The organism is Kitasatospora sp. NPDC001660 (assembly GCF_053596725.1).
On sequence record NZ_JBSFGU010000001.1, the window covers coordinates 91174 to 111937 of the forward strand.

At 73.1% G+C, this 20764-nt stretch carries 16 protein-coding genes; 9 read left to right on the plus strand and 7 right to left on the minus strand.

Going from position 1 to position 20764, the window contains the following annotated elements; genetic code table 11:
- Nucleotides 1-125: 125 nt before the first annotated feature.
- From ACWCXH_RS00420 to ACWCXH_RS00430, 3 genes are all read right to left on the minus strand, one after another.
- Entirely contained in the window at nucleotides 126-1457 is a 1332-nt protein-coding gene (locus ACWCXH_RS00420) for a hypothetical protein (RefSeq protein WP_449799068.1), read from the minus strand.
- A gap of 164 nt (nucleotides 1458-1621) precedes the next feature.
- Nucleotides 1622-1780 (minus strand): hypothetical protein, encoded by a 159-nt coding sequence (locus ACWCXH_RS00425; protein ID WP_449799069.1) that lies wholly within the window; start codon nucleotides 1778-1780, stop codon nucleotides 1622-1624.
- A 105-nt stretch (nucleotides 1781-1885) separates the two neighbouring features.
- On the minus strand, nucleotides 1886-2860 hold the full coding sequence (locus ACWCXH_RS00430) for a LysR substrate-binding domain-containing protein (protein WP_449799070.1): 975 nt from the start codon (nucleotides 2858-2860) through the stop codon (nucleotides 1886-1888).
- Nucleotides 2861-2979: 119 nt separating this feature from the next.
- Here ACWCXH_RS00430 and ACWCXH_RS00435 point away from each other — a divergent pair, with 119 nt between their 5' ends.
- The 8 genes from ACWCXH_RS00435 (at nucleotide 2980) to ACWCXH_RS00470 (ending at nucleotide 12870) form a co-directional block, all read left to right on the plus strand.
- Nucleotides 2980-4665: an ABC transporter substrate-binding protein gene (locus ACWCXH_RS00435; RefSeq protein WP_449799071.1), complete on the plus strand. Its 1686-nt coding sequence runs from the start codon at nucleotides 2980-2982 to the stop codon at nucleotides 4663-4665.
- Between the two features lie 64 nt (nucleotides 4666-4729).
- Nucleotides 4730-5611, plus strand: a complete 882-nt coding sequence (locus ACWCXH_RS00440; protein ID WP_449799072.1) for an ABC transporter permease — start codon at nucleotides 4730-4732, stop codon at nucleotides 5609-5611.
- Nucleotides 5608-6600, plus strand: a complete 993-nt coding sequence (locus ACWCXH_RS00445) for an ABC transporter permease (protein ID WP_449799073.1) — start codon at nucleotides 5608-5610, stop codon at nucleotides 6598-6600. Before ACWCXH_RS00440 ends, ACWCXH_RS00445 begins: the two co-directional genes overlap by 4 nt.
- Nucleotides 6597-7412 carry an ABC transporter ATP-binding protein gene (locus ACWCXH_RS00450; RefSeq protein ID WP_449799074.1) on the plus strand — a complete coding sequence of 272 codons (816 nt, stop codon included), beginning with the start codon at nucleotides 6597-6599 and terminating at the stop codon, nucleotides 7410-7412. The genes ACWCXH_RS00445 and ACWCXH_RS00450 overlap by 4 nt, the downstream gene beginning before the upstream one ends.
- Nucleotides 7409-8392, plus strand: coding sequence for an ABC transporter ATP-binding protein (locus ACWCXH_RS00455; protein ID WP_449799075.1), 984 nt, complete (start codon nucleotides 7409-7411; stop codon nucleotides 8390-8392). Before ACWCXH_RS00450 ends, ACWCXH_RS00455 begins: the two co-directional genes overlap by 4 nt.
- Entirely contained in the window at nucleotides 8392-9669 is a 1278-nt protein-coding gene (locus ACWCXH_RS00460; protein WP_449799350.1) for an alpha/beta fold hydrolase, read from the plus strand. The genes ACWCXH_RS00455 and ACWCXH_RS00460 overlap by 1 nt, the downstream gene beginning before the upstream one ends.
- A gap of 24 nt (nucleotides 9670-9693) precedes the next feature.
- A complete protein-coding gene (locus tag ACWCXH_RS00465; RefSeq protein WP_449799076.1) occupies nucleotides 9694-10863 on the plus strand; it encodes a M6 family metalloprotease domain-containing protein in 1170 nt (389 codons plus the stop codon).
- A 780-nt stretch (nucleotides 10864-11643) separates the two neighbouring features.
- Nucleotides 11644-12870 carry a PP2C family protein-serine/threonine phosphatase gene (locus tag ACWCXH_RS00470; RefSeq protein ID WP_449799077.1) on the plus strand — a complete coding sequence of 409 codons (1227 nt, stop codon included), beginning with the start codon at nucleotides 11644-11646 and terminating at the stop codon, nucleotides 12868-12870.
- A 29-nt stretch (nucleotides 12871-12899) separates the two neighbouring features.
- Here ACWCXH_RS00470 and ACWCXH_RS00475 read toward each other — a convergent pair whose 3' ends face one another.
- The 4 genes from ACWCXH_RS00475 to ACWCXH_RS00490 form a co-directional block, all read right to left on the minus strand.
- Complete coding sequence (locus ACWCXH_RS00475) at nucleotides 12900-14015, minus strand: substrate-binding domain-containing protein (RefSeq protein ID WP_449799351.1); 1116 nt, start codon at nucleotides 14013-14015, stop codon at nucleotides 12900-12902.
- A 32-nt stretch (nucleotides 14016-14047) separates the two neighbouring features.
- Nucleotides 14048-15112: an ABC transporter permease gene (locus tag ACWCXH_RS00480; RefSeq protein ID WP_449799078.1), complete on the minus strand. Its 1065-nt coding sequence runs from the start codon at nucleotides 15110-15112 to the stop codon at nucleotides 14048-14050.
- Nucleotides 15109-16671 (minus strand): sugar ABC transporter ATP-binding protein, encoded by a 1563-nt coding sequence (locus ACWCXH_RS00485; protein ID WP_449799079.1) that lies wholly within the window; start codon nucleotides 16669-16671, stop codon nucleotides 15109-15111. Before ACWCXH_RS00485 ends, ACWCXH_RS00480 begins: the two co-directional genes overlap by 4 nt.
- 79 nt (nucleotides 16672-16750) lie before the next feature.
- Nucleotides 16751-19642: a SpoIIE family protein phosphatase gene (locus tag ACWCXH_RS00490; RefSeq protein ID WP_449799080.1), complete on the minus strand. Its 2892-nt coding sequence runs from the start codon at nucleotides 19640-19642 to the stop codon at nucleotides 16751-16753.
- Nucleotides 19643-19812: 170 nt separating this feature from the next.
- On the opposite strand from ACWCXH_RS00490, the gene ACWCXH_RS00495 reads away from it, so the two are divergent.
- The gene (locus ACWCXH_RS00495; protein ID WP_449799081.1) at nucleotides 19813-20721 is read left to right on the plus strand and encodes a cyclase family protein; all 909 of its coding nucleotides are present in this window, start codon (nucleotides 19813-19815) and stop codon (nucleotides 20719-20721) included.
- The last annotated feature ends 43 nt before the right edge of the window (nucleotides 20722-20764 follow it).

Genomic DNA, 20764 nt, shown 5'->3' on the forward strand with positions numbered 1-20764 from the left:
GCGGTGAGCCCGGCAGCCAGCCGGCAGGGGCGGCGGACGCCGGCGATGTCCGGGCTGCGGCACCGTATGACGAGGCCGCCCCGGGCCTCTGCGCTCGGGGCGGCCACCCGCGTGAGCCGTTCGCGTCAGCGGACGATTCGCTCCACGATCCAGTCGACCAGCGGCTTGGTCACCTGACTGTGCTCGGTGTTCCGGCTGTCACACTTGAACTCGTCGAGCGCGCTCTTCTCGTCCGCCCCCTCGACCTTCTCGTACGGGTCGACACCCCACCCGGCCGGGTCGTAGTCAAGCGCGACCGCGCTGACCGAGGGGACGAAGCAACTGAACTTGTACGTCTCCGGGATGCCGGCACCGAGCGCCCCCGCGATCTTGCCGAACGAGTCGAGGGTGCCGCCGGGCGCACCGTCGAGGCCGGGGACGTACGAGGTGAAGCCCCGCCGGACCTGGCCGGCGGCCCGCATCTCACCGATCGGCTTGCGCTCGCCGCCATCGGGCTGGAAGTTGGCCTGGGCGTAGACGACCAGCGGTACCTGGTACTTGAACACCTCGCCGCCGGGCGGCAGGTCGCGGCCGGTGCCGTTGCCGGTGCCGTTGGCTACGCCCAGCTTGCGCGGCCGCCGCGGGAACTGGCCGAACTCGCGCAGCTCGGCCAGGAACTGCGTGCGCAGTTCACTGGCGGTGGCGACGGGGCCTTCGTACTTCGCGTCCGGGATCCAGGCGTACAGCAGCTGCTGCGCGGCGGGGCTTCTGATCAGCTCGGCCTCCTTCACCTTGCCGGGCTCGGCCGGCAGCGACTCGAAGAAGTAGGCCATCTGCTGGAGCACCAGCGGGATCCAGGCGCCGTTGTGCGGGGAGTCCCACGAGAGGTAGGTCCCGGTCTGGTGGTCCTGCTCCTTGTCCTCCATCTCGGCGAGCGCGTAGCGGGTGATGATGCCGCCCATACTGACCCCGCCGACGATCAGCTCCGCCTTGCCGCGGCGCCGCCGGATGACCTCCTGGATGGCGCTGATCACCACGCCGGCGTTGGCCTGGATGTAGGTGTGCCGCTGCTCGAAGCCGATCAGGACGACGTCGACGCCCGTGGCGAGCAGCTGGTCGAGGAACCCGACCTCGCTGCCCGGGTAGGGCGCGTTGAAGTGGGCGAACAGCCCCGGCAGGTCACTGGGGCCGTAGTTGAAGCCGTCCGCGAAGAGGAACGGCCGCTCCAGCTCGTCATGGCCGTCGGCCAGGTACACCGCGGCCTCGCCAAGAGCCACCTCCCGTCGGTACGGTCGGGCGGACCGCAGCGGCAAGGTGTACTTCGGCTTCCGGCCACCGGCACGCGCCACACCGATCGAGGTTCCGAACCACGGGCCCTGCGGCAGGCGCTTCGCGAACTCCGCCGCCTTCTCGGACGAGGAGGCCTCCTCGGACTGATTCCACGTCAGTTCGACGTCGATCCTGGCTTCCTGTGTCATGGGGACTGCTACCGCCTCTTCGTTGTGTTGTTCACGAACCTGACACGGCGCACCGCGATAGCACACGAACGGGCTGGGAGTGCATGGGAGTTGTCACACCTCCCTGCGCATGGTGAGAGATCGGCCCCCACCCTCGCAATGACTTATCGCGAATGCGCCATCACTCAATGTGCCGTACGTTCGCACAGAAACCGGATCGCCGCGCCGACTGAGCACAGCTCCGGTGCGAACAGGGCCCGGCGGCCGGCCGGGGTCAGGAGCGGCAGTGCTGCGCGGATGCCGGCGACACGCATGCCGGCAATCCGGTCGTGGTCGGCGCGCAAGCACAGGAAGATCACGTAGCCGGGCGGGGGGTGGAAGCCGGAACGTAGGCGGCTCAGGAACGTGCCCCGCCGCCGGACGGCAGTGGCGGGCCGACGGCAACGCGGTCAGCCCGTGCCCGCTGCCGCCCCGCTCCGGTCCCCGGCCGTGCGCAGCCACCGTTGGTAGGCCGGGCTGCGTTCGGCCGCGGCCCGGTGGGCCGCACGGGCGTGCTCGACCAGCTCCGCGCCCAGGGCTGCCAGTTGGCCCGCCTGGTGCCAGGCGATCAGGTGCCGGTACCAGAGCGGATCACCGGCGACGGGGCGGACGGCGATGCCCGGGGCCTCCTCGAACGTGGCCTGGCACAGACTCACCGCGTGCCCGCTGCGGACCAGTTCGAGCAGCAGTCGGCCTTCCGCCTCGTGGACGGTGCGCATCCGGTGGCCGGTCGCCCGGAAGGTGGTGGACCAGTACTCGCGGACGCGGTCGTCGTCCGGGCGCGGTGCGACCCAGTCCTCGCCCTCCAACTCGTCCAAGTGGACCACCGGCCCGGCGGCGAGGCGGTGGCCGGCCGGCAGGGCGACGAACACGGGCTCGGTGACGACCGCCCGCAGGACCACACCCGGGCGTGCGGGCAGCTCGTAGCCGGGGCAGTCGCCGACCACGGCGGCGTCGAGGCGCCCGTGCGCGAGGTCGTCGACCAGCGGAACGGAGGAGCCCTGCGCGCGGGAGGCGATCCGCGCCTGGGGGTGGTGGGTGCGCAACGCCGTGATCAGACCACCGAGCAGCGGGGCGTTGACGGACCCGAGCCGGAAGCAGGGCGTCGGGCTGCCAGCGCGGGCGGCCAGGGCGGAGGTGCTCAGTAGCTCGTCGACGGTGGGGAGGACGGCACGGGCGCGGGTGAGCACGGTCTCACCGAAGGCGGTCGGGACGGCGCCGGTGGGCCGGCGGTCGAACAGCGGGCCGCCCAGCACGCTCTCGATCCGGCGCAGTTGGGCGCTGAGGCCGGGCTGCGTGAGCCGGAGCGAGGCGGCGGCCCGGGTGAGGCTGCCGGTTTCGGCGATGGCGCAGATCATCCGCAGGTGCCGTATCTCAAGCTCCATAAGCGGATGTTATGAGCAGCCGGGAGCTCCCGGAAGGGGTCAGGACGGCCCAATCTTGTCCCACATGTGAAATGTCATATCGCATAGATGGAACCGGAAAGCGCACAGAAGGGGGACACATGAGGACACGAAGAGCCGCATGCGCCCTGACCGCGACCCTCGGACTGCTGTCGGCGGCGGCCTGCGGCGGGCCGGACGGCACCGGCGCCGCCGCGGACGCCACCCCGGCGCCGGGCGGCACGCTGCACGTCCTGTCCAGCATCGACCTGGAGCACCTGGACCCGGCCCGCGCCTACGTCACCTCCACCCAGGACGTGGGCCGCCTGCTCTACCGGACGCTCACCACGTTCGCCCCCGCCCCCGGGCAGGCCGGCGGACGGATCGTCCCGGACCTGGCCACCGACACCGGCCGCCCCGCCGACGGCTCCCGGACCTGGACCTTCACCCTCAAGGACGGCGTGAAGTTCGAGGACGGTCGACCAGTCACCAGCAAGGACGTCAAGTACGGCGTCGAGCGCACCTTCGCCGCCGAGCTGCCCGAGGGCCCACCGTACGCCCGGCTCTGGCTGGCCGGCGGCGAGACGTACAAGGGCCCGTACCGGGATCCGGCCGGGCTCGCGTCGATCGAGACCCCGGACGAGCGGACCATCGTCTTCCATCTCAACCGCCCGGTGGCCGACTTCGGCTCCGCCGTGTCGCTGCCGATGTTCGCCCCGGTGCCGCAGGACAAGGACACCGGTGCCGGCTACGACAACCGCCCGTTCTCCTCCGGCCCGTACCGGATCGACACGTTCGAGCCCAAGAAGCAGCTCACCCTGGTCCGCAACACCGCATGGGACCGGACCACCGACACCGTCCGCAAGGGCCTGCCGGACAAGGTCGTCATCGACCTCGATCTCGACCCGGCGGTGGTCGACCAGCGGCTGATCGCCGGTCAGGGCGAGGACGCGGACGCCGTCGCGCTGGAGCCGATCGGCCCGGCCTCGGTCGGACGGGTGATGAACGACCCGCGGCTGAGGAAACGCCTGGTCACCGGCGAGTCCATCAACACCCGCTTCCTCAGCGTCAACACCAGGCACCGGCCGTTGGACGACGTCCGGGTGCGCCAGGCCATCGCGTACGCGCTCGACAAGGACGCCCTGCGCACCACCCGCGGCGGCCCGATCGCGGGCGACGTCGCCACCACCCTGCTGCCACCCACCCTGCCCGGCGCGGCGCCCGAGGACCCGTACCCGAGCAAGGACGGCAAGGGCGACCCGGACAAGGCCAGGGCCCTGCTCGCCGAGGCCGGCCACGCCTCCGGCCTGGAGCTCACCCTCGACACCCCGGCCACCGCCGGCGGCAAGGCCCAGGGCGAGGCGGTGCAGGCCTCGCTCGCCCGGGCCGGCATCACCGTGAAGATCAACGAGATCAGCTCCTCGGCCTTCTACAGCACGGTCGGCAGCCCGGCCCGGCAGCACGACCTGGTGATCGACGGCTGGACGCCGGACTGGCCGGGTGCCTCCACCTATCTGCCGATCCTGTTCGACGGCCGGCTGATCACAACCGAAGGCAACAACAACCGCGCCCAGTACGACTCCCCCGAAGTCGACGCCCGGCTGGACGAGATCGCGGCCATGGGCGACCCCGCCGCCGCGCAGGGCGCCTACGGCGAACTCGCCAAGCGCATCATGCGCGACGCCCCCGTCGTGCCGTTCCTCTGGGACAGGGCCGCCGTCCTGGTCGGGCCGAACGTGACCGGCGCGTACGGGCACACCGCCTTCGTCGGCCGGCTCGACCTCGTCTCGCTGGGGCTGCGGAGGTGAGCGAGCGGACGATCGAGAGGTGCGCGTTTCGCGAAGCGACCGCCGGGCGAAGCGAGGAGGGCGCATGATCGTCCTGCGCAAGCTGCTGACGCAGCGCTCCGCGGCGGTGGCGGCGGCCGCGGTCGCCCTGCTGGTGCTCACCGCGCTCGCCGCCCCGCTGATCACCTGGCTGGCCGGCACCACCCCGACGGCGTTCCACGGCGAGGCGGTGGACCCGGCGCTCGGCGGACTGCCGCGCGGGGCCGCGGGCGGGATCGGTGCCGAACACTGGCTGGGCGTGGAGCCGGTCAACGGCCGGGACGTGCTCGCCCGCGTGGTGTACGGCGCGCGGGTCTCACTGCTGATCGCCGTCCTGGCCACCGCCCTGTCGGTGACGCTGGGCACTGCCCTCGGCCTGCTCGCCGGCTTCCTCGGCGGCTGGACCGACACCGTCATCGGCCGGCTGATGGACCTGCTGATGTCCTTCCCCAGCCTGATCTTCATGATCGCGCTGATCTCGGCCGCGCCCGGTGCCGACCGCCGGCTGCTGCTGGTCGTGGTGCTCGGGTTCTTCGGCTGGCCCTACGTCGGGCGGATCGTGCGCGGGCAGGCCATGGTGCTCGCCCGCGGCGAGTTCGTGGCGGCGGCCCGGGTGCTCGGCGCGTCCCGGCGGACACTGCTGCTGCGCGAGGTGCTGCCCAACCTCACCGGACCGGTGCTGGTGGTGGCGACGATGTCGATCCCGGCCTGCATCGCCACCGAGGCCGGGCTGTCCTTCCTCGGCGTGGGCGTCCAACCACCGACGCCCTCCTGGGGGCAGATGATCGCCACCGCCGTGCCCTGGTACGCCGCCGACCCGGCCTACTTCCTCATCCCCGGCGCCCTGCTGTTCGTCACCGTGCTCGCCTTCAACGTGCTGGGCGACGCCGTGCGCGACACGCTCGACCCCCGGAGCACACCCCGATGATCCTCTATCTGCTGCGAAGACTGGCCGTCACCGCGCTCATCCTGCTGGTCATCTGCGCCGCCACCTTCGCGATCTTCTACCTGATGCCCGCCGATCCGGCCCAGGGCGCCTGCGGCAAGGCCTGCAGTCCCGAACGGCTCGCCGGGATCCGCGCCACCCTCGGCCTGGACCGCTCCCCGCTCGCCCAGTTCGGGGACTACCTCGGCGGCATCCTCTCCGGCCGCACGTACGGCACCGGCGCGCAGGCCGTCCAGTGCCCGTTCCCCTGCCTGGGCTTCAGCTTCCAGACGAACCGGCCGGTCTGGGAGATGCTGACCGGCCGGCTGCCCGTCAGCGTCTCCATCGCCCTCGGCGCGGCCGTGCTGTGGCTGGCCGTGGGCGTGGCGGCGGGCGTGGTGTCCGCGCTGCGGCGCGGCAGCCTGTGGGACCGAGCCGCGATGACGGCCGCCCTCGGCGGGGTCTCGCTGCCGGTCTACTTCACCGCGCTGGTGCTCCAGTACCTCCTCGTGGTCAAGCTGAACGTGCTGCCCTACCCCACGGCCGTCCCCCTCACCGAGGACCCGGCCGGGTGGGCGCAGTCGATGGTGATGCCCTGGATCACCCTGGCCATGCTCTACGCCGGGGTGTACGCCCGGGTCACCCGCAGCGAGATGCTGGAGAGCCTCGGCCGGAACTACGTCCGCACCGCGCGCGCCAAGGGCCTGTCCGAGGTCACCGTGGTACGCCGGCACGCGCTGCGGCCCGCGCTGATGCCGATCGTGACGATCTTCGGCATGGACCTCGGCGCCCTGCTCGGCGGCGCGCTCATCACCGAGTCGGTCTTCGGCCTGCCCGGCGTCGGCAAGCTCGCCGCCGACGCGATCGCGGGCGCCGACCAGCCGGTGATCCTCGGCGTGACGCTGTTCGCCGCCTGCTTCGTGGTGCTCGCCAACCTGGTGGTCGACCTCGTCTACGCCGTGCTCGACCCGAGAGTGAGGGCCGTCGGATGACCCTCCTCACCGTACGCGGCCTCACCGTCGACTTCGGCTCCGGCGTCCGCGCCGTGGCCGGGCTCGACCTCGACCTGGCGGCCGGACAGGTGCTCGGCGTGGTCGGCGAGTCCGGCAGCGGCAAGTCCGTCACCAGCCTCGCCGTGCTCGGGCTGCTGCCCCGCGACGCCCGGGTCGGGGGCGAAATCCGCTTCGACGGGCGCGAGTTGACCGGCCTGAACCAGCGGTCCCTGCGTCGCCTGCGCGGCGACCGGATCGCCATGGTCTTCCAGGACCCGCTGTCCTGCCTCAACCCGTACTACCCGGTGGCCTTCCAGATCGCCGAGGCCTACCGAGCCCACCACCGGGCCGGGCGGAAGGCGGCCCACCGGGTCGCCGTCCGGATGCTGGAGCGGGTCGGCATCCCCGAGCCCGAACGGCGCGCCCGCTCCTACCCGCACGAGTTCTCCGGCGGGATGCGGCAGCGGGTGATGATCGCGATGGCGCTGTGCCTGGAGCCCGACCTGCTGATCGCCGACGAGCCGACCACCGCGCTCGACGTCACCGTCCAGGCCCAGATCCTCGGCCTGCTGCGCGAGCTCCGGCAGGAGGCCGGTACCGCGATCATGCTGATCACCCACGACATGGGAGTGGTCGCCGGCCTCGCCGACCAGGTCGTCGTGATGCACGACGGCCGGGCGGTCGAACGCGGCTGCGTCCACGAGGTCTTCCAGCGGCCGCAACAGCCCTACACCCGCGGCCTGCTCGCCTGCGTCCCACGCATCGACGGGCCGCTGCCGCACCGGCTGCCCACCCTGGAGGCGACCACATGACCACTCCGCTCGAAACCCCCCTGCTCGAAACCCACGGCCTGGTCAAGCGGTTCCCGGTCCGCCACGGCCTCACCCGGCGCCTCGCCGGACACGTCACCGCCGTCGACGGCGTCTCGCTGCGGGTCGGCCCGGGCGAGACCCTCGGCCTGGTCGGCGAGTCCGGCTGCGGCAAGTCCACCGTGGCCCGCCTGCTCACCCGGCTGGAGCGGCCGACCTCCGGCACCATCCACTTCGCCGGCCAGGACCTCGCCGACCTCGACGAGACCCGGCTGCGCCCCGTCCGCCGTGAACTCCAGATGGTCTTCCAGGACCCGCTCTCCTCGCTCAACCCCCGGCAGACCGTCCGCCGGATCCTCGCCTCGCCCTTCGCCTACCAGGGGCTGGAACCCGACGAGCCGGTGGAACGGCTGCTGGAACGGGTCGGCCTGAGGGCCGAACACGCCGACCGCCACCCGCACGAGTTCTCCGGCGGCCAGGCCCAACGCATCGGCATCGCCCGCGCGTTGGCCCTGCGGCCGAAGCTGGTGGTGTGCGACGAGCCGGTCTCCGCCCTCGACGTCTCGGTGCAGGCCCAGATCCTCAACCTGCTCAAGGACCTCCAGGACGAGCACGCCCTCGCCTACCTGTTCATCGCCCACGACCTCGGCGCCGTCCGGCAGATCAGCACCCGGATCGCCGTCATGTACCTCGGGGCCGTCGTCGAGAGCACCGACCGCGACACCCTGTTCGCCGCCCCGGCCCACCCGTACACCCGCGCCCTGCTGTCCGCCGTACCGCTGCCCGACCCGGACGCCGAGCGCGCCCGCGAGCGGATCGTGCTCCGCGGCGACCTGCCCAGCCCGCTGGACCCGCCCAGCGGCTGCCGCTTCCGCACCCGCTGCCCCGAGGCGGCCGACCGCTGCGCCGCCGAGCGGCCCGTCCTGCGGGCGATCGCCCCGGGGCACGACGTCGCCTGCCACTTCGCTGGAGGAACCCCGTGATCCGTACCAGCCACCGCCTGCCCGGGCTCGCCGTGACCGACCACGTCTTCACCGTCCCGCTCGACCACGCCGACCCCGGCGGCGCAACCATCGAGGTCTTCGCCCGCGAGCTCGCCGACCCGGTCCGCGCCCGGGACCGCCTGCCCTGGCTGCTCTACCTCCAGGGCGGACCGGGCGGGAAGTCACCGCGCCCGCTGAACACCGGCGGCTGGCTCGGCCACGCCCTGAAGACCCACCGGGTACTGCTGCTCGACCAGCGCGGCACCGGCCGCTCCACCCCCGTCACCGCCCACGCGGCGGCCGGCCTCGGCCCGGCTCGCCGGCTGGCCGATCACCTGGCGCTGCACCGGGCCGACTCGATCGTCGCCGACGCCGAACTGATCAGGCGTCAGCTCTTGGACGACGAACCGTGGGAGACGCTCGGCCAGAGTTACGGCGGGTTCGTCACCCTCAGCTACCTCTCCTTCGCGCCCGAGGGCCTTCGAGCCTGCTACATCACGGGCGGCCTGCCGGGCCTCGACGCCACCGCCGACGACGTGTACGCCGCCACCTATCCCCGGGTGCGCGAGCGGCTCGCCTCCCACTACCTCCGCCACCCCGGCGACCGCGCGCTGCTCCGGCACCTCGCGGACCTCGTCGACCGCCACCCGACCCGCCTCCCGGACGGCGACCGGCTCACCGTACGACGTCTGCGCACCCTCGGCCTCATGCTCGGCATGGGCGACGGCTCCGCCCGCCTGCACTGGCTGCTCGACGAGGCCCTCGACGCCGACGGCGCACCCACCGCCACCTTCCTCCAGCAGGTCACGCAGCTGACCTCCTTCACCGACAACCCGCTCTTCGCCGTCCTCCAGGAGTCCATCTACGGCCGCGGCGCCACCGCCACCGGCTGGGCCGCCGAACGCGCCCTGTCCGCCCATCCCGCCTTCGCCGAGGACGCCGACCCGCTGCTGCTCACCGGCGAGATGATCTACCCCTGGATGTTCCGGGAGATCGCGGGCCTGCGCCCGTTCGCCGAGGCCGCCGACCTGCTCGCCGCACGGACCGACTGGCCCGAGCTGTACGACCCGGCCCGGCTCGCCGCGAACCGGGTCCCGGTGGCCGCCGCCGTCTACCACGACGACATGTACGTGGACGCCGGCCTGTCCCTGCGCACCGCCCGCGCGGTCGGCGGCCTGCGCGCCTGGGTCACCAACGAGTGGGAGCACGACGGCGTCACCGCCTCCGGCGGGCGAGTCCTCGCCCGCCTGATGGACCTGGCCTCCGGCCGGGCCTGACCATCCCCCGAAAGGAGAGACCTCTTGAACCCCCGTATCCTCGCGGGCGCGATCGCCCTGGCCCTCCCGCTCCTCGCCGCCGGCCCCGGCGTCGCCGCCTCCTCCGTCCCGACCTCCGCCTCCGCCTGCGCGCTGCCCGGCCGGACCGGCTGGACCGACGAGGGCCACACCACCGACGCCACCCAGTTCCAGCAGCCGCTGGGCACCAAGCACGTCCTGATGCTGTTCGTCGACTTCCCCGACGCCCCGGGCACCGGCGACCTCGCCGACTACCACGACCGACTCGCCCCCGCCGCCGACTGGATGAGGCAGGACTCGTACGGCCGCACCCGCCTCGACATCACCCCGCTCAACCGCTGGCTCCACCTGCCGCAGCCGTCCACCTCCTACGGCTTCCAGCGCGGCATCAGCTTCGAACAGCACGAGGCGTACGTACGCCAGGTCGTCGAGGCCGCGGGCCCGGACGTCGACTTCTCCCGGTACGACCTGCTCTACATCGTCCCGACCAGATCCGCCTCCGCCATCACCTTCTCGCCCACCTACCTGTACGACCCGGCCGCCCCCGGCATCGTGGCGGGCGGCACGCGGATCAAATGGGCGGTCACCTTCGGCCAGGACATGTACCACTGGGGCCCCAAGGTCGCGGACCACGAGACCTCGCACACCTTCGGCCTGCCCGACCTGTACGCCTTCGACGGCACCGACACCCACCGCTACGTCGGCGGCTGGGACCTGATGGGCCTCATCTCCGGCCCGGCACCGCAGCATCTGGGCTGGGAGCGCTGGAAGTTCGGCTGGATCGACGACCGCCAGGTCGCCTGCCTGCCCACGACCGGCAGCCGTACCGTCCGCCTGCGCGCGATCGAACGCCCCGGCGGCACCAAGATCGCGGTGATCCGCACCGGCGAGACCACCGCGTACGTCGCCGAGTCCCGCCGCGCCGTCGGCGGCGACACGTCCGCGTGCTCCACCGGCGTGCTGGTCTACCGGGTCGACACCTCCGTCCAGACCGGCTACGGCCCGATCCGGGTGATCAACGGCAACCCCACCGCCACCCCGCCCGAGGGCTGCACGCCGCTCGACATGGCGGCCTACCGGCCCGGCCAGTCCTTCACCGACCCCGCCACCGGCGTCCGCATCGAGGTCCGGCACCGGGGCCCGCTGACCGACACCATCACGGTCAGCAAGCAGTAGGCGTCGCGCGCCACCCCACGAACTCGCGCCGGCGGCCGCCGGGTGACCCCCCACGGCCGGGCGGCCACCGGCGCGACCCCGTCCCCCACCGACCTTTCGGCCACCACCGCGCTCCGCACGACACGCCCCGGGACGCCAACCGATTCCCCGGAGGGTTCCACGCCGCTCCCGACGTCACCACTGAAAGTCATGGTGAGGTGACTCGAACCTCGGATCACGCGGCGACCCGGCGTCTCCCGGGGCTGCGGTGAGCAGCGGCCTCCCGCCGGGCGCCGGTTGCCTGAGGGCCGACGGGCGCTTCGCGGACCGCGGGCAGGTCATCGCCGTGGCAGGCCCGGTCGGGGTCGCGCGGGTCATGGTGCCACTCGCCCCGTCGCGCCGGCCACGTGTCGGGGGTGCCGCGCCATGCCGTCGCGTGCTCGACTCCGTCGGCAGGCGGCAGTGGCTGGTGTGCCGTGATGATTGAGGTATGTGTGTACAGGCGGATCACGAACCGGATGACGCCCGCCACCGGAATTTCGGGGTCACACCGCTGCATGTCGCGGCGCCCTCCGCGGCTGTCGGAATCCCGCCGCCGTCCGGGCGGACGCTCTCCGGCACGCTGACGGATCCGCCGCTCGTGGGGCCGCGGCGGCCCGCTCCGCCCACCCGTGCCCGGCCGGTTCGCCGCGGCTTCTCGTTCAACCGCGCACACCGGCACCGGAGCACACGGTGAGGCTCCCAGGCCGCGGCGGGGCTGACCGGCACCGTGCGACGGAGCCGGTCGGGGCGGAGCCGCGGGTGCCCGCCCCGCCGGCATGGATACGCTGGCTGCCGGCCCTCTATGTCGCGGCCATCCTGGCGCTGGAACCGATCACTCCCGTGCAGTGGCCGGTGAGCTTCCTGCTCATCGCCCTGCCCGTCGTCGCCGCCTACGCCCACGGTCCCGCCTTCGTCGCCACCATCACGGTCTTCGCCGTGCTCTTCGAAGGCCTCCTGGCGGGCACTCCGTGCTGCGCGGGCCGCGACGTGGGCTATCTGTGGGAGCGCCACTACGTGGCCACCTACTTCTCCACGGCATTGGTCGGGATGCTGGGCGCCCTGCTGGCCGCCCACCGAACACGCCGGGAACGCACCCTGGCCACCGTGCGCTCGGTGGCCGAGACGGCGCAGCGCGTGCTGCTGCGTCCGGTCCCCCACCTCCTGGGCCGCATCGGCATCGAAACCCTGTACCTGTCGGCAGCCGCGGAGGCCCGGATCGGCGGCGACCTCTTCGAGGCGATGAGCACCGCGCACGGTGTGCGCCTGCTGATCGGCGATGTCCGGGGCAAGGGCCTGCTCGCGGTGGAGACGGCCGCGGCGATGCTGGCCGCCTTCCGCGAGGCCGCCTACGACGAGCCCGATCTGCCCGCGATAGCGCGTAGATTGGAGAGGAGCATGAGCCGCCGGGCCGCCCAGCTCCCCGGCAGTGAGGAACGCTTCATCACCGCTGTGCTCGCCGAGATCCCCGGCGACGAGCCCGTGGTCCGCATCGTCAACTGCGGTCACCCCCCGCCGCTGCTCATCGACCAGGGCCGGGTCGGCGAACTGGCTCCGTGCGATCCGTCGCCGCCCCTCAACCTCGGTGTGCTGCTCGGCGGCGACTACCACGTCGACGTGGAGCCCTTCCGTCCGGGCGACCAACTGCTGCTGTACACCGACGGCGTGACCGAGACCCGCGACCGCACCGGAGCCTTCTACCCGCTCACCCAGCGTGTCCGCGGCTGGACCGCCCTGCCGCCACGCGAGCTCTTGAACCGCCTGCACCAGGACCTGCTCGCGTACAGCGATGCCGCCCTCGACGACGACATCGCCGTGCTTGTCGCGCACCGGCTCCCCGACGGGGAGGAGCCGGGCCCACACGCCGAGCCCGCCCGGGATGAGTTGAAGGGCAGGCTCGGCGGCAGCGGGAGCGGCAGCGCGGGGCGTCGGCGCTGGGCCGCCACCCCGCGGCAGCCCCTCACCGACGACCGCACTGACGCGAACTGATCGCACGGCCTCCGTCAGCACCGCGCCCGCTACCTGCCCCAGATCGTCCGGTACGCCTGGCGGTAGCCCGACGGGTCCCAGGAAGTTGCTCCGCCACTGTTGGCGGCCGTGGTGATGTGGACCGGGGCGACGTAGCCGCTGGCGGGCTGGTGGGAGAAGGCGCGGTTGAACTCGTCGACGATCTGCCAGCCCTGCTCGGTGAGGGGCTCGGGGACGGTGGCTGCCTGGAACTGCCTGCTGTCGATGCGCTGGAAGGCCGAGGGGTCGCCGTCGCCCGCGCCGATGTTGTACGGGGCGGCGTTGCCGGGCCTGCCGGCCGCGCGCAGGGCGGGCGCGGCGTCGGCGAAGTACAGGTCGTTGATGGCGACGGAGTGCGTCCACTGGCCCTGGAAGCGGGCGAGGAGGGCGGAGACCTCCTGGGGGGTGCGGACGGTCGCGTCCGGGATGGGGATGTTCTCGGAGGCCAGAAGCCTCACGCCGGCGCAGGTGGCGAGTTCGCCCTTGATCAGTTGGGACTTGTTCTTCGCGAACGGGATCGAGTCGTCGGTGAAGACGACGACTCCGGCGTTGCCGTTGGAATCCGCGATGACCCAGTCCGCGCTGAGCCGCGCGACGTCCCCGACGCTGGTGGTGATGTTGCTGAAGAGCAGGGGGCTCCTGCTCGGCCCGGGAGCCGCGACCGCGTGCCAGCCGATGAGCGGGATGTGCGCCGCGTCGGCCTGCGCGACCTGCTGCGAGGTCAGGTCCGGGTCGAAGCCGCCGATGACGATGCCCGAGGGTTCGAGGCCGACGGCTTGGCCGAGCGCCGCCTGGGTGCCCGCGGGCGTGCCCTGTCCGTCGATCACCCGGACGCTCCAGCCGATGACCGTCGCGGCCTCGACGACGCCCCTGGCGACACCCGCGACGCCGGGGTTGGTCATGGTCTGGGCGACGTACACGATGGTCCTGCCGGGAACCGCCCTGGGGCCGCTGGTGGGGCCGTTCCAGGGGACGTCGAGCTGCTCGGCCCGCTGGACGTCCGCCTTCGCCCTGGCGAGGGTGGCCGCCGGGCAACCGGCGCTCGACGGCCCTGCGACGGGGGCCCCGGTCCCGGTCGACACGCCGCGCTGGCAGCCGTCCACGGCGGCGCCCGCCGTTGCCAGCATGACCGCTGCCAGCACGGTCGCCGCACCGCGCTTCACGGCGTGTCCCGGGAGGATGCCGCGTCCGCCGACGGCGGCGTGAGCGGACCGCGGGTCTCGGCGCCGCCGGCGCGCAGCCGGCGGCGTGCGGAGTAGCCGGCCAGGCCGACGGCGAGGAGCAGCGTCGCGCCGTTGAACAGCGGCACGGCCCAGAAGTCGGCGCCGAGCTGCCCGATGCCGGCCAGACCGATGGCGAGGACGGCGACGGCGACCACGGTGCCCAGGGCGTTGGCGCGTCCGGGTTTGATCGCGGTGGAGCCGAGCAGTGCGCCGACGAACGCGGGCAACAGGTACTCCAGGCCGACGCTCGGGTTGCCGATCTGCTGCTGCGCGGCGAGCAGGACCCCCGCGAAACCGACGACCAGGCCCGATCCGGTGAAGGCGTAGACGCTGTAGCGGCGGGTGGGGATTCCGACGAGTTCGGCGGCGCGCGGGTTGGAGCCGATGACGTACAGGTACCGGCCGAGCGGCAGCCGCTCCTGCAGCAGCCACAGGACGGCCGCGAGCGCGAGCACGTAGGAGGCGGACACCGGCAGTCCGAGGAAGGTGGAGTCGTAGAGGTCGGTGAAGGCGACCGGCAGACCGCCGGTACCGGGGAGGACCCGGGCGCCACCGGTGATCCAGCCGGTGAAGGCGTACAGGATGCTGCCGGTGCCGAGCGTGGCGATGAAGGAGTCGATCCGCCCGAACTCGACGATGACGCCGTTGAGGGCCCCGAAGGCCGCTCCGCCCAGGATCACGGCCAGGCAGGCGAGCGGCCAGGGCCAGTTGCCGTCGACGATGAGCCGCAGCACCGCGACGTGCGCGAGGCCGAGGCCGTAGCCGATGGACAGGTCGAACTTGCCGGTGGCGATGGGGATCGTCGCACCGAGCGCGAGGATGGCGGGGATCGACTGGTTGGACAGGATCGAGGAGACGTTGTCGAGCGTGGGGAAGGTGTTCGGCAGCGCGACGGAGAAGACCAGGAACAGCAGGGCGGCGAGGGCCGGCAGGCCGTAGCTGCCGATCAGGTGCCCGCGCCGGCGGCCCTGCGGGGATCGGCGGGACGGCGGTGCGGTCATCGGCCCGTCGCACGCCTGTTGCCGTCACCGTCGGTGACGGGAGGCATGGCCGAGGCGGCGGAGGTGAGTTCCGTGACGGTGAGGGCCGCACCGGCCAGCTCGGCGGTCACGGTCCCGCGGACGAACACCAGGGCGCGGTGGCACACCGTGGCGACCTCCTCGAAGTCGGTGGAGATGAGCAGGACCGCGAGGCCGTCGGCCAGCGCCTGGTCGAGCAGGCGGTAGAGCTCGGCCTTGGCGCCGACGTCGACGCTGGCGGTCGGCTCTTCGAGGATCAACAACCGCCGGTGCGCCCGGAGCCACCGGCCGACCATGACCTTCTGCTGGTTCCCGCCGGACAGCGTGGCGATCGGCGCCTCGCTGTCGCGGGGGTGCACCGAGAACCGCTCGATCAGGGCGGCGGCCTGGGCCCGCTCGCGCCGCGGGCTGATCCAGTGCAGCGCCGACCGGCCGCCCGCCCGGGGGTTCGCCAGGAGGTTCTCACGGACCGTCAGTTCTGCGGCGCAGCCCTCCTCCTGACGGTTGCCGGTGACCAGGCCGACGCCGGAGTCGACGGCATCGGCCACCGAGTGCGGGGTGTACGGTCGGCCGTCGAGCAGGGCCCGCCCGCCGAGGATCGGACGGGATCCGGCGAGGGCGCGGCCCAGGTCGAGGTGGCCGGCGCCGGTGAGGCCCACCATGCCGAGGATTTCGCCGGCGCGCAGCTTCAGGCCGACCGGCCCGGCGTTCGCGGTCCGCACCGCGTCGAGGCTCAGCACCACCGGGCCCTGGGTGGGAGCGACCGGGGCGGCCCGGTGGCTGACCGGTTCGCGGCCCACGATGTCGCGGACCAGGCGCCGGCGGCTGTGGCCGGCGAGCGGGCCGGAGCTGATCAGACGGCCGTCGCGCAGGACGGCGAAGGTGTCGGCGACCTGGTGGACCTCGTCGAGCCGGTGGGTGACGTAGACGATGCCGTGCCCTCGGTCGCGCAGGGTGCGCAGTACGGCGAAGAGCCGGGCGCAGTCCGCGGCGGGGAGGCTGGCGGTCGGCTCGTCCAGGACGATGAGCTCCGCCCGCGTCGCCAGCGCGCGGGCGATGGCGACGAGCGAGCGCTCGGCGGGGGCGAGGTCGGCGATTCGCGCGTCGGCGTCGAGGTGCCCGGCGATCAGGGCGAGGGCGTCGGCGCAGCGCTCCCGGGTCCGCCGCCAGGAGACCAGCCCGTGACGGCGCGGGTAGCCGACGACCAGGGCGACGTTCTCGGCGACCGTCATCCACTCGACGAGACCGAGATCCTGGTGGATGAAGGCCATGCGGCGGGCGGCGGCCTCGGTGCCGAGCGGGTGCCCGGCCACCGTCACCTCGCCCTGGTCCGGGTGGTGGATCCCGGCGAGGGTCCGGATGAGGGTGGACTTGCCGGCACCGTTCGGACCGAGCAGGGCCAGGACGCTGCCGCGATGGATGTCGAGGTCGATCCCGGCCAGCGCGGGAGTGCCGCCGAACCGCTTGCCGAGACCGCGGATGCGGACGAGTGGGCCTTGGCGCGCGGGTGGGCCCGCCAGGGGACCGGGGGTGTCGTGCATGGACCACCGTTCCTACCAGCTCGACCCGGCCGCCGGGGCGTTGACACGCCACGGTGGCCGTTGGCGTCCGGAGGGCGGGTCATTCGATTTCGGGAATGTCGGCGAACTGGTTCTCGAAGAAGTGGCTCTCGAAGGGGTCGGGGACGCCGCCGGACGCCTCCAGAGCGCATTCGGCCCAGATGACCTTGCCCCTGGCCGTGTAGCGGGTGCCCCAGGCCTGGGTGAGCTGGGCGACGAGGAACAGGCCGCGGCCGCCCTCGTCGGTGGTGGCCGCGTGCCGCAGGTGGGGGGCGGTGCTGCTGCCGTCGGAGACCTCGCAGATCAGGGTGCGGTCGTGGATCAGGCGGACCTGGATGGGCTCGATGCCGTAGCGGATGGCGTTGGTGACCAGCTCGCTGAGCAGCAGTTCGGTGACGAAGGCGACCTCGTCCAGCCCCCAGTCGCTCAGTCGGCGGGCGGCGGCGGCGCGGATGTCGCCGACGCGGGCCGGGTCGGCGGGCAGGTCCCAGGTGGCGATCCGGCCGGGGTCGAGGGCGCGGGTGCGGGCGACGAGCAGCGTGACGTCGTCGGCCGGGTGCTCGGGCACCACGGCCTCCACGACCGTGCGACAGGTGTCCTCGGGTGAGCGGTTCGGGTGGGCCAGGGCGGTGCGCAGGCGGTCGAGGGCCACGTCGGGGTCGCGGTGGTGGTCTTCGAGGAGTCCGTCGGAGTAGAGGACCAGCTGGCTGCCTTCGGGGAGGTGCAGCTCGGCGGTTTCGAACGGCAGGCCGCCCAGGCCGAGCGGGGGCCCGGCGGGGAGGTCGGGGAGGGTGACCGTGCCGTCCGGGTGGACCACCGCGGGTGGCGGGTGACCGGCGCGGGCCAGCGTGCAGCGCTGCGAGGTCGGGTCGTAGACGGCGTACAGGCAGGACGCGCCGATGATGCCGTCGTTGCCGGTGGCGGGCTCCGCGCCGTCCTCGTCCCGGTCCAGACGCCCCACGAGGTTGTCCAGGTGGGTGAGGAGCTCGTCGGGGGCGAGGTCCAGTTCGGCGAAGTTGTGCACGGCGGTGCGCAGGCGGCCCATGGTGGCGGCGGCGTGCAGTCCGTGGCCGACGACATCGCCGACGACCAGGGCGACCCGGGCACCGGAGAGGGGGATGACGTCGAACCAGTCCCCGCGCACCCCGGGCTCGGCGGGCAGATAGCGGTGGGCGACCTCGATGGCGCTCTGCTCGGGCAGGCTGCGCGGGAGCAGGCTGTGCTGCAGGGCCAGGACCATGGCGTGTTCGCGGGTGTAGCGGCGGGCGTTGTCGATGCAGATGGCGGCGCGGGTGGCCAGCTCCTGGGCCAGCGAGCGGTCGTCGTCCCCGTAGGGGGCGGGGTTGCGGGCGCGGTAGAAGCCGGCGATGCCCAGCACGACGCCGCGGGCCAGCAGCGGGACGGTGATGAGGGAGTGGACGTCGTACGCGAAGAGGCGCTCGGCCGCCTCGGGGTCCTGCGAGATCCAGCCGGGGGCCTGACGCAGATCGGGTTCCAGCACCGCCTGCCCGTCGGCCAGGCAGCGGCGATGGGGCGTGGCGGGGCTGAGGCGGACCCGTTCGCCGACCGGATAGAAGGGGCAGTCGGTGCGGATGCCGTGGACCACCGTGCGGTGCAGCTCGCTGCCGGGGTCGGTGGGCTCCTCGCCGCGCAGGACGGTTTCGGGCAGGTCGATGGTGACGTAGTCGGCCAGCCGCGGGACGGCCATCTCGGCGAGCTCCCAGGCGGTGCGGGTCACGTTCAGGGTGGTGCCGATGCGGGTGCTGGCCTCGGACAGCAGTTCCAGGCGGCGGCGGGCCGCGACGGCGTACCGTCCCACGCCCGGCTCGCCCAGCAGCAGCAGCCTGGTGGCTGCGCCGCCCTCGGGGGCGGACGGCGCCGTGGTCCCGCGGGCCGGTGCGGCACCCACGGGCTCCCGGAGCGGTGGGACGGTGGCGGTCGCGGCAGTCGCGGCGGTCGCGGCGGTCGCCGGGAGGCCGACCGGCCGACCGGCCTGGTCGGGGCGACCGGCCTGGTCGGGGGCGACGAGCCGGGGCAGCGAGTCGCCGTGCAGGACCGCCTCGATGACGAAGCCCTCCACCCCGGACGGGCTGGCCATCGGACGGCTCAGCAGGGTGACCCGCCGGCCCTGGGAGAGCATCACCTCGACCGCGGTGCGGCGGGCCGAGGAGATCAGCTCGGTGGCCATCTGTTCGAGCAGTATCTGGTCGTGCCGGTCCAGCCCGCTTCGGGACAGCTCGTCCAGAGCGACCAGGCGCCCGTCCCCGGCCGCCTGGTCGCTCTGGGCGCCGCGCCTGGAATCGAGGTACGCGCGCAGCAGGGTGCGCTCGCGCGCCGAGCTCTGCGCCAGCAGGCGCCGCTCGATGGCGGTGGCGGCCTTGCGGATCAGGTCCTCCATCTGCGGGTCCTCGTAGGCGGGCGGATAGGCGAAGCAGAGGACGCCCTCGATCCGTCCGCTGAGGGGGTCGCGGACGGGAATCGCCGTGCAGGCGTTCGACTGGCCGCGCTCGGCGAAGTGCTCGGCTCCGGAGACCCGGATGAGCCGCCGTTCCGTGAGCGCCAGCCCGATGCCGTTGGTCCCGCCGTACTGCTCGGCGAACACGAAGCCCGGGACGCTCTGGATCGCGGGCAGCTGCCTGACCATGGACGCTTCGCCGAAACGGCGCTGCAGCACCGCCCCGTCCCCGTCGGTCAGGGCCACGTTCATCCGGGTGCCGGCGAACCTGGATGCCAGCCGGTCCAGCACGGGCCCGGCCGCGCGGACCAGCCGGCCGTCCAGATCGATGTCCGGCCGGTACGGGAGCTCGGACCCGTCCGGGGAGATCCCCATCGACTGGCAGCGTTGCCAGGAGTTCAGGATCAGACTCCGCACGCCGCCTTCGACCGGCTCACCGAGCATGAACCGCTCACGGGCCCGTACGGGGCCGGTCCCCGCCACATCCGAAGCTGTCATGACCGCCACAGCGCTCACATTTCCGCAGAGCTGCACCCTTCGATGCAATATTAGGACTTTGCCCGTTCTGCGGTGCTTGGCACCAGATCGCGCACACTCCCCGAGCACGGTGGCGGTATTGCGGCCGTCACCGCATCATCGGCAGAGCGGGGGACGGGTTGAGGAGTGCCATGACCAGTGTCAACGGGCCGGCGATGACCCGCGACGAGTTCGACGGGCTTTTCCGGCAGCTGCGCCGCGACCATCTCCCCGGGCCGGTCGAAGGGAGGCGACGGGTGGCGGCCGCCGGACTCGTGCACACGGGTGAGGTCGTCGCCATGGGGCGGCCGTGGGACAGCGTGCCGGGCCCCGACAACCGCAGGCCGGCACTGCACCAGATGACCGAACTGGCGGACGTCACGGCCCCCGAGCCGACCGTGCACCGGGACTTCATCGCCTCCGACTACCACGGCAAGGCACAGACGCACCTGGACGCGCTGTGCCACATCGCGTACGGCGGACTGCTCTTCGCGGGAGTGCGGGCGCGGGAGGTGTTCTCCTCGCAAGGTGCCGCCTACGGTGCGGTGACCGACCTGCTGCCCGGGCTGGTGGGCCGAGGAGTCCTGCTGGACGTGCCGCGCCTGCGCGGCCATGCCTGGCTGGAGCCGGGAGAGGCGATCGGCGGCCCGGAGCTGCTGGTCTGCGCCGAGGAACAGGGCAGCCCGCTCCTCCCTCAGGACATCCTCCTGGTCCGCACGGGCCACCTCGCCCGACGGCGGCGGCTGGGCGCGTGGGACCCGGACGACCTCAGCGCGGGACTGCATCCCGGCGCGATGCGCGTGCTGAGCGAGTCACAGGCCTCGGCGCTGGGCAGCGACGGTGACAGCGACGTGCGCCCGAGCCCCGTCGACGGCGTCCACTCGCCGGTCCACGTACTGGCCATCACCGCCCTGGGCCTGCCGTTGATCGACAACCTGGACCTGGAACCGTTGGCCGAGGCATGCGCGCGCACCTCGCGATGGGAGTTCCTCTTCGTCACCGCGCCCCTGAACATCCCCCGCGGCACCGGCTCCCCGGTCAATCCGCTCGCGGTCCTCTGAGCGCTCGCGGTCCTCTCGGCGGGGCCGGGAAGCGGCCGTGCTC

Bases quoted from the DNA above. Each gene is read 5' to 3' on its own strand.
- ACWCXH_RS00475 (WP_449799351.1), bottom strand. From the start codon at position 14,015: ATGCTGGCAACGGCGGGCGCCGCCGTGGACGGCTGCCAGCGCGGCGTG.
- ACWCXH_RS00440 (WP_449799072.1), top strand. From the start codon at position 4,730: ATGATCGTCCTGCGCAAGCTGCTGACGCAGCGCTCCGCGGCGGTGGCG.
- ACWCXH_RS00435 (WP_449799071.1), top strand. From the start codon at position 2,980: ATGAGGACACGAAGAGCCGCATGCGCCCTGACCGCGACCCTCGGACTG.
- ACWCXH_RS00490 (WP_449799080.1), bottom strand. From the start codon at position 19,642: ATGACAGCTTCGGATGTGGCGGGGACCGGCCCCGTACGGGCCCGTGAG.
- ACWCXH_RS00450 (WP_449799074.1), top strand. From the start codon at position 6,597: ATGACCCTCCTCACCGTACGCGGCCTCACCGTCGACTTCGGCTCCGGC.
- ACWCXH_RS00480 (WP_449799078.1), bottom strand. From the start codon at position 15,112: ATGACCGCACCGCCGTCCCGCCGATCCCCGCAGGGCCGCCGGCGCGGG.
- ACWCXH_RS00430 (WP_449799070.1), bottom strand. From the start codon at position 2,860: ATGGAGCTTGAGATACGGCACCTGCGGATGATCTGCGCCATCGCCGAA.
- ACWCXH_RS00485 (WP_449799079.1), bottom strand. From the start codon at position 16,671: ATGCACGACACCCCCGGTCCCCTGGCGGGCCCACCCGCGCGCCAAGGC.
- ACWCXH_RS00495 (WP_449799081.1), top strand. From the start codon at position 19,813: ATGACCAGTGTCAACGGGCCGGCGATGACCCGCGACGAGTTCGACGGG.
- ACWCXH_RS00420 (WP_449799068.1), bottom strand. From the start codon at position 1,457: ATGACACAGGAAGCCAGGATCGACGTCGAACTGACGTGGAATCAGTCC.
- ACWCXH_RS00445 (WP_449799073.1), top strand. From the start codon at position 5,608: ATGATCCTCTATCTGCTGCGAAGACTGGCCGTCACCGCGCTCATCCTG.
- ACWCXH_RS00455 (WP_449799075.1), top strand. From the start codon at position 7,409: ATGACCACTCCGCTCGAAACCCCCCTGCTCGAAACCCACGGCCTGGTC.